The sequence below is a fragment of the Candidatus Schekmanbacteria bacterium RIFCSPLOWO2_02_FULL_38_14 genome, from assembly GCA_001790855.1.
In the GTDB taxonomy this organism is placed as follows: domain Bacteria; phylum Schekmanbacteria; class GWA2-38-11; order GWA2-38-11; family GWA2-38-11; genus 2-02-FULL-38-14-A.
In genome coordinates, this window is sequence record MGDH01000016.1 from 57,338 (window position 1) to 71,181 (window position 13,844).

Here is a 13,844-nt window from a genome sequence, read left to right on the forward strand (position 1 = left end):
AATTTTCCTCACATATGTTTTTTAAAATTATTTTGTATAACTCTTATTATCCCATCTGATGAAAGACCCGCCTGTGAACAGAGTTCCTCGTAAGTGCCATAGTCATGCATAAACGAATCAATGGCAATTGAGCTAAACTGCATACCTTTAATATTATAAACTCCCTGTAAAATATCATGCCCCAATCCACCAAAACGATTGTGCTCCTCTACTACAAGAACTTTTTTAGTCTTCTCAACACTTTCATATATTAATGGTAAGTCCAAAGGCAATATAGTATGAACATAAATTATCTCAACATCCCATCCCTTGCCTGAAAGTTTATTTCTTGCTTCTATAGCATTTTTAAGCTGTGGCCCTGTAGCAACAAGAGTAATATCTTTTCCTTCAGTAATTTTAATAGCCTTGCCAAATTTTATTAAAAAAGGATCTATTAATTGCTCATGCTGAACCTCAGGTATTCTAAACAAGGTTAAATAGCTGTTGTTGTATGTTTGCTTGAAAAGTATATCAAATTCAGCACATGAGCTAGGATATACAACCTGTGTATTAGGAAGAGATTTAATCAATGCAAAATCATCATAACAATGATGTGTACATCCGAGGTTTGAATAATCAAATGCACTCCCAACTGATATAAGATTTCCGTTCAGCTTTTGATAACAAAAATCTAACTTAATTTGCTCAAATGATCTCTCAAGAATAAATGGCGCAATTGTATGCACAACAGGATAAAAACCGGTTTTTGCAAGTCCGGCTGCCATACTGACAATAGTTGGTTCACATATTCCCACATTATAAAATCTGCCGGGGCAAGCTTTTGCAAATGGCTGTAAAATAAAATGGCTAATATCACCTATCAAAACTACCAAGTTGGGATCGCTTTGCCCTACTTCCAACATTGTATCTGCAAACTGTTGCCGTATTTTTTTTAGCTTCAAGAGAGTGCCTCCATAATTATTTTATATTCATCTTCATTTGGAATCTTGTGGTGCCATATCCCATGCCCTTCAAGCATAGGAACACCCTTTCCCTTAATGGTCTTTGCAATTATCACGATTGGTGCACCATTAACACAAAAATTTATATTTGATAAGGCAGATTTGATCTCTGCTTCCGAATGCCCATCTATTACAATTGTGGTCCAGCCAAATGCCTTCCATTTCGAAGGAAAATCATCACGAGGCATTAACTGTGCGGCAGAACCGTTCCAGTCCACCATAACACATAGATTTCCTAACTGAAGATTATTTGCAACATTAGCAGCTTCCCAAATAGTGCCTTCATGACACTCTCCATCTCCAACAAGAACAAACACTCTGTTAGATTTGCCACGAATACGAAGTCCTAAAGCAATGCCAACAGCAAAAGAAAAACCGTGGCCAAGAGAACCTGTAGATGCCTCGATTCCCGGAATTTTGGTGCAATCAGGATGCTCACCCAATATCCCTCCTGGTTTGCAAAACATATTAAGGTCATCTTCTGTAATAAACCCACAACTTTTAAGGACTACATACAGAGCAAGACACCCATGACCTTTACTTAAAATAAAATAATCACGATCTTCCCAATCAGGATTTTCAGGATCAAATCTAAGATAGTTTTTGTATAAAATGGCTATTATATCAACAATAGAAAATGCACTTGGAATATGACCATCCTTTCCCTTTCTAACCATTTCAACAATCCGTTTGCGATATTCCTCATGCATCTATCTTCCCCCTTGCAAGTTTAATTAAGCTATTGCCCAAAATAACCTCTTCCCTGTCCTCCATCTATAGGAATAATGCTTCCCGTATTAAAAGAAGCTAATTCAGAACAAAGAAATGTGACAAAGTTTCCAATTTCTTCAGGTTGACCAAAACGCCCAATGCGCTGCCTTTCAGTCAGAAATTTTTTGACATGTTCAGGATTTTCTTTTAAGGTTATATCCCAATATCCCTTCTCTGTGAAAACCGCACCTGGAAGCACGGCAGAAACTACGACTCCATCTGGAGCAACGACACCGCCAAAACTTCTTGTATACGCTGTCAAGGCAGCTTTTATTGCACAATAAGTTACAGGGCCATGGTTTTCCATCGAAGAAATAGAAGAAATGTGAACTACACGCCCCCACTTCTTTTTTTGCATATTTGGAACAAGAAGTATGTTTAATTCTACTGCAACTTCAAAATTGAAACGATATATACGTCTCCAATCCTGAATAGAACAAAAAGGATCCTTTATATCAAGTGTACCACCAAGATTATGTACCAATATAGATGGCTTTCCAAAGTCCTTATTAAGTATTTTAACAAGTTCTGCAGGACCGGTATCATCGGTCAGGTCAAGTGTTATTCCTAAATGTCCCTTAACTTTTCCACCTATTTCATCTATCAAGCTTTCTACATCAGCAGAAGTCCTTGAAACAACGGCAACACGCGATCCTTCCCTTGCAAGACATTGTGCTATAGCCCGCCCAATACCACGACCTCCGCCAGTTACTAAAGCTAACCGGCCAAAAATTCCTAAATTCAAAATAATCTCCTTAATATCAAATTATATGTAAAGGATAGATAATATGCTTAGGTCTGAATGCAAATAGTTTAGTCATTATAGGTTTAATATTATCAATCGCAGTAACAAAAATAGTTAACCCATTAGTATTTTCAATTTTATTTGAATGTTGAACTTGAACCGGAAGGTTAGCATAAAACAAATCATCTTTTTCTTTGTCATCATCAATGACTGCTTTCAAAAACGAAAGGTCAGTTTTTAAATGATATGCTAAAACCGGAAGCATCAGAGCAGCACCATACCCGTATATATGGGTGTTCTTGAATTCAAATAATATTTTTCTCGTATTATCCATTTGGCTGAAAAACAGGTTTCTCTTGCGTTCAATATCTTCTTTTGCAAAAGGGAATTTAAAGCGTTTTTGTTTTGAAGTCTTTTTTCTAAAAGCAACAATTAAAGCACCCCAATTGTGATAATTTTCAGTAAAACCTATTAACTCAGCTCCGCATTTTTCTAAAAGAACACTGAGCGAGCTTAAACTAAAGTATTGTAAATGTTCATGAAAAACCTGATCAAACCTTCCTTTTGTTATCAAAGATTCAAATCCTGGCATTTCAAAAAGGAAAAGTGTATTTGCGGTGGAACAATCAATCAGTTTTTTTAAAACAGTTTGAGGGTCAAAAATATGTTCAAGAGTATGCCTGCACACAATTAGATCAGGCTTACAGGGAAGGGCTTTTTCTAAATCAATGTCTTCAAGTGCCCCTCCTATAACGTGTAAATTTTGGTCATCATTATCTGGTTTTTTTGAAGTCCATATAGGATCAATTCCTATCCTTGTCTTTCCAAAGGATTTCATTTTATTTAGTAAATATAAATCATTACATCCCACATCAATAATGCACTCAATTTTTTTGTTTGGAATAAGAGTTTTTAAATAATCAAGAAATATTTCAGTCCCATGTTGCGCGGTTGTACTTAAAGAAGTTCTGAAAGTATATTTCTGAGAATCATAAAGTATTTCAGGATTAATCTGATTTCGAAGTTGACCATGTCCGCATTCCGGACACCATAACAAAGCTTGATCAAACCCTTCTGAAAAATCAGCATGCTTTTTTTTTGAAAACAAACCAGTAATTGGCAATTCCGGCATACTCATAATCTCAATGAGATTTTCATTATTGCAAACTGCACACCACGATCTTTTACATACAATTATATCTTCATGCTTTATGGACATAATCGAGCGGCTCCTTTTTAATCTGCTCCCAATCATTCTCAACCCATTTGACAACGCCAGCCAAACCCTCTTCCATAGAGATAGTTGGTTTCCATTCAAATTCTTTTCTCGCTTTACCAGAATCAATAACATAGGCAGCATCCTGCCCAAGCCTCTCAGCAACTGTTTTTGTTGCCTTATTAAAATCGAGTCCCATTTTTTCACAAATAATACGCACTACATCCCTTACAGCAATCCCTTGATCCGGAGACAGGTGGTAGATTTCACCTGTTCTTCCTTTTTCCATCGCAGCAAGTTCCCCGATTGAAATATCTCTTATATGGATATAAGACTTGACTGCTTTGCCACCACCGTGAAGCTCAATAATCTTTCCTAACTTTAAATAAATTGCTGACCTTGGAATAATTTTAAATAATTGCTGGTGCGCACCATATACATTGGTAGAACGGATCATTACCATTGGAAATCCAAAGTTCTTCACAAAAGTAAAAAGTGACAAATCCCCTGCAGCCTTAGATGCTGCATAAGGAGTACTGGAATTTAGCGGAGCGTCTTCTTTTACAATTCCTACGCAGGTGCCATATACTTCAGGAGAAGAAATATGAACATACCGTCTAAGAAATTTACGGTCTTTTAAAGCGTGTGCTAATTCAGTAATTGAAACTGCATTTGTTTGAAACCACTGGCCAGGATTTTCCCAACTCGGAGCTACCTCGCTTTGTGCAGCAAAATTCACTACAAAGTCGGGTTTAAAAGAATCAACCAGATTGATAACCTGAGACATACCTTTATTCAAATCCATCTTATAAAATTTAAAGTCCGGGTTCTTGCTCTTCTTGTAAGGTAAAAACAAAGCACTTTTCTCCGGTGACCTGCTGATACCTGCAACCGAGTATCCTCCCTTTTCCAGCAACAAATCTATAAAATCGCTACCCGAAAAAGAGTTACTGCCTATTACTATAACTTTCTGTTTACTTTGCATTATTCACCTTGGTACTCTTGAACATTAGAAGTGAGGTAATAAGAAATGGGAACCCATTTCTCACTTCCCATTACCTCATTTCAATATAGCCTATATGGAGCATTTTTTAAAAAGGACCGGTAAATGATCTGTCCGGAACATCCAGAGGGGTATCATGAAAAATTCCGAGTTCTTCTTCACTCCGCAAGGGAAGTCCAAACATCTTTCCGGCTGCATTGACAATATCAACAGATTTAGGATAATAATGATTTGCCAGTGCCCAACTTGTTGGAGTTGGAACGTCCGGAAATGTCACACGGGAAGGAGCAGATTTCAGATAGCTATGCGCCTTTTCACATACAAATGCTATTATTTCGGCAGAAACACCAAAGCTGCGCCATGCACCATCTACTACCAAAAGATGGCCAGTTCTCCTAACAGAGTCTAAAATTAATTCTTCGTCCATGGGTTTAATCGTTCTCAAATCTATAACGTCGGAGTTGATTCCGCCTTTGGCAAGAATATCTGCTGCTTTTAATGCCTCTAAAGACATGTACGATGAAGCAACGATTGTTATTGAATTCCCTTCTCGCATTTTTTTTGCTTTGCCTATAGGAACGCGATACATCTCCTCTGGAACATGACCAAATATATTATGCAACCAGCGGTGTTCGAGATAAATAACCGGGTTATCATCTTCAATTGCTGCTATCAATAAACCTTTAGCATCATATGGCGTAGTCGGCATCACAACCTTCAACCCGGGAATATGCGCAAAAATAGACTGCAGGCTCTGCGAGTGCTGTGGCCCCTGACCCCAACCCCTCCCAATAATCAAACGGATTACCAAAGGTACTTTCATCTTTCCACCAAACATATAGTGCCATTTTGCTGCATTATTGATGATTTGATCCAATGATAAGAGCATAAAATCAATACGCTGGTGGGTAATAATTGGCCGCATCCCTACCAGAGATGAACCTATCGCAACCCCTGTCATTCCATTCTCTGCAACGGGCATATCCATTACCCTTTTACTGCCAAACTTTTTTTCAAGACCAATGGTGGTTCCAAATATTCCTTTGGGATCAGTAACACCAAGGCCCATAATATAGACAGAAGGGGCATTTTCCAGACACTGGCTTGTGGCCTCAAGAATTGCCTGTGCGTAATTAAGTTCCCGCATTATCTTAATTCGTCCCCAGCATAAACATCAGAATAAATTTGATTAATCTCAGGGAAAGGGCTCTCCTTAGCAAAATTAATCGCCGCATCAATTTCCGATCTAATCTTTTGCCTGAACTCTTTAATCTGCTGCTGAAGAAGAATTCCCTCCTGAAGTAAACGCTTTTCAAAGTTTTCCACAGGGCATTTCTGGTACCATTCCATAAACTCTTCTTCCGACCGATAGCCCAAATTATTATCATAATTAGGTCCGCAGTGCTCGCGAAACCTATATGTATCAAACTCAATAAAGGAGGGCCCTAAACATTTGCGGGCATGTTCAATGGCTTTCCCAGCAATATGATCTACTACCTCTACATCATTACCATCCCCCTTTTCACTGTATATACCAAATGCCCTTGCAATAGATAAATTATCACGTTCTTCTGGCTGACGAACTGAAAGCGGCGAATATACAGAATAAAAGTTGTTCTCACAAACAAAAACAACCGGCAATTTTTTCAAGGCAGCAAAGTTTAAACTCTCACAAAACACCCCTTCCTCTGTAGCGGCGTCTCCCAAAAAAACAACTGTAACTCTATTTTCTCCTTTCATAACTGTTCCAAAAGCAACTCCTACAGCAACCGGAATAATTCCTCCTACTATAGGGGTCGATCCCAAATAATTTACTTCAAGATCTACAAGATGCATAGAACCTCCTTTGCCTTTTGTACAACCAGTGGCTTTGCCTAATATTTCCGCCATCATCGCTCTAAGACTGCCTCCTTTGGCAAGAAAGTGGCCATGACTCCTGTGGTTACTCATTACATAGTCTTCTTTTCTAAGATTTGCACAGACACCCGCGGCTATGGCTTCCTGGCCTGAGCAGAGATGGACTGGACAACGCATCTGTTGTTCAGGATATAACTCTACAATGGTTTCCTCCACCATGCGGATTTTTAACATATTATAATAAAGCTCTAACTTTTTTTCTTTAATAATCATTTTTAAAAATTATTTTAGGTTAATTGCCTGCATGGTTTTAATGTTGTAATATTTCTTATCCTCCATAGGATTAGGAATCTTACCCGCATTAAATGCAGCACAGAGATCTCTTGCAGCCTGCTCAACTGTTCTCTTGGCTACAAATCCCAGCTCTCTTTTGATTTTTTCCGAAGAAACATGATAAGAACGGTTGTCATCTGTAGGCGTTGTAACAACCTCTATCCTGTCATTATTCATCTCCCTGGAAACTACTTTCCGCACCACTTGTGCAATTTCTTTGATTTTCATGTTGTCATATCCTGCATTAAAAATTTTACCATCAATTTTATCATCCGGATACTCAAGCGTTTTTGCGTACAAGTCAGTCATGTCTCCGATATGAATATTAGGCCTTTTCTGCTCACCGCCAAAAACCATAATCCTGCCTTTATTCACTGCATGATTAGTAAGAATATTAACCGAAAGGTCCAAACGTAGCCTCGGTGAATATCCGCAAACCGTGGCAGGCCTCAGCACCAAAACAACAAAGCCTGGGGTACGTTGCTCCATTAGATAAGTCTCACATAATGCCTTATACTTTGAATAATCAGTCAGAGGTTCTAATGGCAAATCTTCAGTAACATTCTCCTCTTCTTTTATACCATAAACACTGGAACTTGAAGCATAAATGAATCTTTTCACTCCAACCTTTTTGGCGATATCAACCAAAGAGATAAAAGCATCATAATTAATGGACTTACCCAACTCTGGATTGAGTTCATAACTGGGATCATTGGATATACAGGCAAGATGGATAACTGCATCTACACCTTGAAGTTCCCGCCAAAGTAAACTATCATCTCTAATATCTCCCTTAATCTGTTTCAAATTGGGATTGTCTTTTACTGAATCTAAAACATCATCACCATAAATATATAAATCAATTACTTTAACACAATAGCCTTTGTTCAGCAGTTTTGGCACTAATACAGCACCAACATAACCTGCGCCACCTGTTACCAAAACTTTTTTTGAACTACTCATATAAAACTTTCCTCCAAAGGGTTCCAACTATTTTAATAGTGCATGGATAAACTCAAGGACTTCATATTTCTCAACTGGTTTTTTATTGCATACAATCTGAACTGCTAAAGCTCCTGCTGCATTTCCAATAAAGGAAACTAAATCCAAAGGTATACCTTTGGCAATGCATGGAGCGGTATAAGCAAAGAACGCATCTCCGGCACCAACTGTATCAATTACCTTAGTTGAAAATACAGGCGTTCGATTTATCTCACCATTGCTATTTACAGCTATTGAGCCGTGTTTACCTCTTGTTACCATAAAATAGTCGCTATCAATGGCTCGAGCAATGTTCTTAGCGACATCTTCAATATTGGCATATTTTTCCTGAGCTGTGAGCCTGACCTCGGTTTCATCCAGGCAGACATAGGTTGGCTTATAATATTTCGTAACCATATTGTAACCTGCATTTGCGGCATTTGTCTGGGTATTAACTGCAAATTTCTTTGCAAATTTTTCAATGACTTTGATTATTTTATTGGTAATAAAGCCATGGCCAAAATCTGATATCAAAACTATATCATAGGAAGGTATTACAGTTTTTAAATACTTGATGACCTGTGACTCAAGGTCATCATTAATATAGCTATCACTTAAATAGTTAACTTCAAATAATTTTTGATTAAAATACTGGTTAATATATCTCTTTTTAACAATAGTTGGGCCATCTACTCTGTAGAAAAAATTTGTCTTTATGTTAGGCTTAAGATTGGCCTTAATAAAATCTTCTCTTGAATCCTCTCTGCCAAGTAAAGAAACTAACAGCAAATCGTTACATAAGCCTCCAATATGATTTGCAATTGCAAAAGCACCCCCTGCAAAAACCTCGTGGTCCAAATATTTATTTACAACAAGATGTGCCTTTGCAGATTTACCAAGTGCATCACAGTAGTGATACTCATCAATAATTCCATCTCCTATGAGTAATACCTTCAATTTTTTAAGGGTGTTTATCTTTTTTACGATATGTGAGAAGCTATATTTGTTGGAAAACTTCTTTAAAAAGCTCTTTGTTTCTTCAGGGTATATATTTAAAAAATCCTTTATTATTGTGGTTGAACTGAATGAAAATCCATCAGTCTCATATATTCTGCTTTTCCCAAAGTATAATTCCTTTTGTTTATCAAATAGCTTCCCGTATATGTTACTATCCCGATCTTTGTATGCCGGGCCCTTTGCAAACACATCTGGTTTTATTCTTTTGACACATTCAAAAGGTATCTCATCATCAACTAAACAAGTATAATCTACCTGTTCTAATGAAGCAATATTTTCAATTCTCAGATTCTCAGGGAAAATAGGTCTTCCGGGTCCCCTTCGAACATCCTTGTCTTTTATAGCAGTGACTACAAGGATATCACCCTCTTTCTTAGCAGAATTAAGATGCTTTATAACTCCGGGGTGAATAAGGTCGAAAACCCCATGGCTTTGGACGACAACTTTTTCTGACTGCTTAAGTGTCTCAACCTTCTTAATAAGCTCATCAAGTAATAATATTTTATTTTTTATCGATTTTTTCATTTGGTATTTTCCATATCTTTATTAAGAAAATACTTTTTGAGCAATTCAGTAGAAGAAAAAACTATCTCATGGGTAAATCTTGTCTCTGCACCTATCTCCTGTATAACCTTATATTCCCTTTGAATTTTACCAGTTTTGTCCTCCAGATTCTCAAATTCCTGTCCTTTAACATAAATATGTGGCCTTAAAAGTCTTAAGGTCTCTTCAGCAGTTGGCCATTTATTGATGGCCACATAATCAACACATTCTAAGGCTGCTATAGATTCAGCTCTTAATGTTTGATTAAAGACAGGTCTATCATGACCCTTATCAACATAAATATCACGTGTTACTGTTACAACAAGAATATTTCCCATTTTCTTGGCTGCTTGAAAATACTTAATATGACCCGGGTGCATAAGATCAAAACAACCATGACAGTGGACTATTTTATTTCCTTCAGACTTCAAAACCTGAATTTTTTTTGCCAATTCATTAATTTCAAGAATCTTATTTTCTTTCATCTGACTTCAGAACTCTTTTCCTCTTCGTTTATCGCCATCCAAAGGTCAGGAATAGTATCTGCATGCTTACCCTTGATATAAAAACTACTACCACCATCTATTGTTCTGACCAACATGGTTTTCCATGGCCTGAAATAATAATACTGATTATCCTTGTTAGGTTCTTTACTGTAATTTTCAGGAAGAGTATAAAGGTCACAAACAATTGTTGTAAAATGCTTGATGACTTTTCCCTGTTGATGAGCAACATTTCTTGCCATGCTGAGGGCTTTTAAAAAAACCTCAGGAGCCATTATAGCACTACCAAAATTCATAACTACACCATCCTCGAGTTTTTGAACTATATATGCAAATTTCAAAAAATCATTATAAGAAAGGGCTCCAGTCGCTGCCCCATCACAATTTGGATGCTCATGAATTATATCATAACCTAAACCTACATGGACTGTAATAGGTATCTTTAATCTATATGCAGTTGCAAGCAAACTGATTTTTTTATAAGGAAAACTCCCTTTGTTTATAATCCTTCCTACTGCCTCACCCATTCCGATAGTTTTATCCTGTTCATATGCCTTATTAATTATATCATTTAATTTTGCCGTTTCTTTCCATAAACCAAATTGCCCTTTTTTAATATACTTAGCAACACTCTCTGTTGTTGCACCAATAAGTGCAAATTCAAAATCATGTATCATGCCAGAACCATTCATTGCTATACATGAAATATATTTTCTCTTCATTAAGTCAATTAAATAGTTCTGTACACCATCTCTAATAACATGACCACCCATCATTAAAATAATAGAAGCATCTTTTTTCTTAGCATTAATGACCCGATTTGCAATCACTTTGAACCTTTTATATTTTTCTAAACTTTTATTGTAATTTAACTCCATTATTATTGAGGTAGTTAAGTTATGTTGCCTATCAGATAGAGGTTTTATATTAAGAAATGTTCTGTCAAAGAATAGAAATCTTACCATAAAATTCTCTTCATGGGAATCGATTATATGCATCATGCAATATCAGAATCAATCCAATATTTCAGATACAATATTAGTAGCTATTCTTCCAATTGAAGGAGAAGCCGTCAGACCAGGAGATTCAATAGTGACTAAGTTTATAAGACCTCGTAATCCTTTTTTGCTTCATCGGAAATAACAAAATCCTTCGTTTCTTCGTCTTTCCCCTGTAGTTTAGGACGAGTTCCTGCCATATCAGTGATGAATGCATCTTCTTCAAGTCCAAGTATAATTATCAAACCCAACACCTAAAACATCAGCACCTATAGTTATAGTAGTATATACAAATTGACATTAAGCTCTACGATGTGCATATATATTGTCACCTATTTTATATTTCACCAGCATGTCCTCCCACCATCAATCACCAATATACTGCCCGTCATATATGAAGAAGCATCTGAGAGAAGAAATAAAACTGCTGCTTTGTATTCATCAATATTTGCCATTCTTCCCATTGGAATGAGGTCTGTTACTCTCTTAACAAAATCCTCGGGCTGGTTGTTAAAAACTCCTGCGGGACATAGTGCATTAACTCTAATGCCTTTATCTGCCCAATAAGTAGCAAGATATTTTGTGAGCCCAATCAACCCATGTTTTATTACTGAATAAGTTACTGGTTTAACCGGTTGCATATTATCAGCCAAGCCTTTTTTCTTATAAATCCTCTGGTCAGGCGCTATGATACCAAGGTCAGATGAGATGTTAAGAATAACCCCTTTCCCTCTTCGTGCCATTTCAGCACCAAAAACCTGACTGCAAATAAAAGCCCCCTTCAGTCCCACATCCAGTTCTTTGTCCCACATATCCTCTGGAAAATTTTCAAATCTGGACCAAGGTTTTTCATCTGGCTTATTTGTGACTTTTGGATCAATGGCAGCATTGTTGATTAAAAAATCTATCCTTGAAAATCTTTTTAAAATCTCATCTCTCACAGACTCCACACTTTGCTTTGAAGTAATATCCATATAGATGCCAATCGCTTCTTTTCTATACTTCAAAGATAATTCAGATGCGGTCTTTTCTGCCAATCTCTTATTGATGTCCGCGATAACAGGAATCCCGCCCGCTTCTATTACAGCCTCTGCATGTTTGCGCCCCAGCAAGCCCGCGCCACCGGTTATAATCCCGGTTTTATTCTCTAAGCTGAACTTCTCCAAAACCATTAAAAAATCCTTTTTATCTGTCCGCCATCAACCACAAAATTAGCCCCTGTAACAAAGGATGTCCTGTCAGAGGACAAAAAACATACTGCGTCCGAAATCTCCTCTGCCCTGCCAAGTCTCTGCAACGGCACAGACTCTTTAATATATTTTTCAACTACCTCTTTGTTCTCATTTAATTTTATATCCCACGTACCACCCTCAAAATATATATTCCCCGGAGATACAGCATTCAATCTTATGCCCATAGAGGCAACCAAATTTGAGGTGTTTTTTACATAACTCAGCAAAGCAGACTTTGCAGAGGAATATTCAACCGGCGCAGGGATAGCCTCACAGCCTGCGATTGATGATATAAAAACAATATTTCCTGATTTTTGAGGAATCATTACCCTGATGGCTTCTCTTGAGAGTTTTACTGATGAAAAAAAGTTTATATCAAAACTCTTCATCCACAATTCATCCTCAACATCCCATCCAGATTTAAACCTCCCGGAACCTATGTTTGCCACTACTATATCAAGCCTGTTATGCTTATTTAATATATCATTCAAAAGATTTTCAATTGTATCTGTATTGGTCAAATCCCCGCTGAATTTATAAACCCTGCCGCCAAATTGGGACTTGAAATCATTGTAGGCAGAGTCAAGCATCTCTTTATTTCTTCCTGTTATATAGACTATAGCCCCTTCCTTTAACAACCCGCAGGCTATTGCCTTTCCAATCCCTCTGCTTGAGCCGCTTACCAGCGATACTTTATTTTTAAGACCTAAGTCCACTCTGCCATCTTCCTTAATTAAGATATTGTTCAATAAACTTCATGTATTCCTTTATGGTTTCCTTTTCTCTGCCTGTCTCTTTTCTTGCTGATTGAAAAATGTATATCCCTGAAAAATTCATCTCCCTGAGTTTATTAAATACAACTTGAAAATCAACATTGCCATTGCCAAGAGGAACAGTTCCTCCTTTATAGACTCTGTCTTTTATATGCACATCTGTAATCCACCTGCCATATGCATCAATCTCTTTACCAGGATTATACCCAAGGAAAGCGCTGTTGCCCATATCATAATTAACTTTTATGCAGTGGGATTTAAACCTGTTGAGCAAAGAGAGAAAATCTTCTGGAGGCAAATCAGCCTCAAGGGTAATATTTATGCTGTACTTCTCCGCCAATGGGATACATCTGTTCAGCGAGCTTTCAAACTGCGTCATTTCTTCAGGATTTGAAATCCTGGAATGGTCTACACAGGGGATTATTATGTCCCTGACGCCCAGCAACGAAGAGTTGCTGATTAATTCCTTCAGAACAGAAATGTTTTTTCCAATCTGGTCCCCTTTATGCAAAGGAAAATCCATGAAATAATCTGCGCATACAGATAAAACCCTGACTCCTGTTTCAGTTTCTGTCTTTTTAATTGTATCAATGCCTTCTTTTCTCATCAGAGGATGTTTCCTGAAGTCCTCACCCTCAAAAATAAATTCAATGCAGTCAAGCCCTAACTCTTTGGCAATCAGGAACTCCTCATGCCATCTTTCCACCGGAAAGGCCTGAATCCTGTTATTTATAGGTGGCAGCAATCTTCCCTGCATTATGCCTATTAAGTTTTTTGCTTTCATCTTTTATGACACAATTATCCAGACAAGGATAATTTTTTTTTGTTAAATGCTTCTTTTGATAAAATACCATTATTTTCAGTTAAATAA

General features: G+C 37.2%; 14 protein-coding genes. All 14 read right to left on the reverse strand.

Features of this window, described 5'->3' with window-relative positions:
• Positions 1-8: 8 nt before the first annotated feature.
• Positions 9-926: a hypothetical protein gene (locus tag A3H37_06365; protein OGL50496.1), complete on the reverse strand. Its 918-nt coding sequence runs from the start codon at positions 924-926 to the stop codon at positions 9-11.
• An 11-nt stretch (positions 927-937) separates the two neighbouring features.
• Entirely contained in the window at positions 938-1,711 is a 774-nt protein-coding gene (locus tag A3H37_06370; protein ID OGL50481.1) for a hypothetical protein, read from the reverse strand.
• 29 nt (positions 1,712-1,740) lie between these two features.
• Entirely contained in the window at positions 1,741-2,517 is a 777-nt protein-coding gene (locus tag A3H37_06375; protein OGL50482.1) for a hypothetical protein, read from the reverse strand.
• A 16-nt stretch (positions 2,518-2,533) separates the two neighbouring features.
• The gene (locus A3H37_06380; protein ID OGL50483.1) at positions 2,534-3,736 is read right to left on the reverse strand and encodes a hypothetical protein; all 1,203 of its coding nucleotides are present in this window, start codon (positions 3,734-3,736) and stop codon (positions 2,534-2,536) included.
• A complete protein-coding gene (locus tag A3H37_06385; GenBank protein OGL50484.1) occupies positions 3,720-4,718 on the reverse strand; it encodes a hypothetical protein in 999 nt (332 codons plus the stop codon). Before A3H37_06385 ends, A3H37_06380 begins: the two co-directional genes overlap by 17 nt.
• Before the next feature lie 106 nt (positions 4,719-4,824).
• Entirely contained in the window at positions 4,825-5,883 is a 1,059-nt protein-coding gene (locus A3H37_06390; GenBank protein ID OGL50485.1) for an acetoin dehydrogenase, read from the reverse strand.
• Entirely contained in the window at positions 5,883-6,866 is a 984-nt protein-coding gene (locus A3H37_06395) for an acetoin dehydrogenase (protein OGL50486.1), read from the reverse strand. The genes A3H37_06390 and A3H37_06395 overlap by 1 nt, the downstream gene beginning before the upstream one ends.
• Positions 6,867-6,875: 9 nt before the next feature.
• Positions 6,876-7,889, reverse strand: a complete 1,014-nt coding sequence (locus A3H37_06400) for a UDP-glucose 4-epimerase (protein ID OGL50487.1) — start codon at positions 7,887-7,889, stop codon at positions 6,876-6,878.
• 27 nt (positions 7,890-7,916) lie between these two features.
• Positions 7,917-9,449: a hypothetical protein gene (locus A3H37_06405; GenBank protein ID OGL50488.1), complete on the reverse strand. Its 1,533-nt coding sequence runs from the start codon at positions 9,447-9,449 to the stop codon at positions 7,917-7,919.
• Positions 9,446-9,952 (reverse strand): hypothetical protein, encoded by a 507-nt coding sequence (locus tag A3H37_06410; GenBank protein OGL50489.1) that lies wholly within the window; start codon positions 9,950-9,952, stop codon positions 9,446-9,448. The genes A3H37_06405 and A3H37_06410 overlap by 4 nt, the downstream gene beginning before the upstream one ends.
• Complete coding sequence (locus A3H37_06415) at positions 9,949-10,935, reverse strand: hypothetical protein (GenBank protein OGL50490.1); 987 nt, start codon at positions 10,933-10,935, stop codon at positions 9,949-9,951. The genes A3H37_06410 and A3H37_06415 overlap by 4 nt, the downstream gene beginning before the upstream one ends.
• A gap of 377 nt (positions 10,936-11,312) precedes the next feature.
• On the reverse strand, positions 11,313-12,140 hold the full coding sequence (locus A3H37_06420; GenBank protein ID OGL50491.1) for an oxidoreductase: 828 nt from the start codon (positions 12,138-12,140) through the stop codon (positions 11,313-11,315).
• Entirely contained in the window at positions 12,140-12,916 is a 777-nt protein-coding gene (locus tag A3H37_06425) for a hypothetical protein (protein ID OGL50497.1), read from the reverse strand. Before A3H37_06425 ends, A3H37_06420 begins: the two co-directional genes overlap by 1 nt.
• A 13-nt stretch (positions 12,917-12,929) precedes the next feature.
• Positions 12,930-13,757 (reverse strand): hypothetical protein, encoded by an 828-nt coding sequence (locus A3H37_06430; protein ID OGL50492.1) that lies wholly within the window; start codon positions 13,755-13,757, stop codon positions 12,930-12,932.
• Between the last annotated feature and the right edge of the window lie 87 nt (positions 13,758-13,844).

What these genes read in the sequence shown, in the direction of transcription:
- A3H37_06370 (OGL50481.1), bottom strand. Translation starts at nt 1,711, where the DNA reads ATGCATGAGGAATATCGCAAACGGATTGTTGAAATGGTTAGAAAGGGA.
- A3H37_06380 (OGL50483.1), bottom strand. Translation starts at nt 3,736, where the DNA reads ATGTCCATAAAGCATGAAGATATAATTGTATGTAAAAGATCGTGGTGT.
- A3H37_06385 (OGL50484.1), bottom strand. Translation starts at nt 4,718, where the DNA reads ATGCAAAGTAAACAGAAAGTTATAGTAATAGGCAGTAACTCTTTTTCG.
- A3H37_06390 (OGL50485.1), bottom strand. Translation starts at nt 5,883, where the DNA reads ATGCGGGAACTTAATTACGCACAGGCAATTCTTGAGGCCACAAGCCAG.
- A3H37_06395 (OGL50486.1), bottom strand. Translation starts at nt 6,866, where the DNA reads ATGATTATTAAAGAAAAAAAGTTAGAGCTTTATTATAATATGTTAAAA.
- A3H37_06400 (OGL50487.1), bottom strand. Translation starts at nt 7,889, where the DNA reads ATGAGTAGTTCAAAAAAAGTTTTGGTAACAGGTGGCGCAGGTTATGTT.
- A3H37_06405 (OGL50488.1), bottom strand. Translation starts at nt 9,449, where the DNA reads ATGAAAAAATCGATAAAAAATAAAATATTATTACTTGATGAGCTTATT.
- A3H37_06410 (OGL50489.1), bottom strand. Translation starts at nt 9,952, where the DNA reads ATGAAAGAAAATAAGATTCTTGAAATTAATGAATTGGCAAAAAAAATT.
- A3H37_06415 (OGL50490.1), bottom strand. Translation starts at nt 10,935, where the DNA reads ATGGTAAGATTTCTATTCTTTGACAGAACATTTCTTAATATAAAACCT.
- A3H37_06420 (OGL50491.1), bottom strand. Translation starts at nt 12,140, where the DNA reads ATGGTTTTGGAGAAGTTCAGCTTAGAGAATAAAACCGGGATTATAACC.
- A3H37_06430 (OGL50492.1), bottom strand. Translation starts at nt 13,757, where the DNA reads ATGAAAGCAAAAAACTTAATAGGCATAATGCAGGGAAGATTGCTGCCA.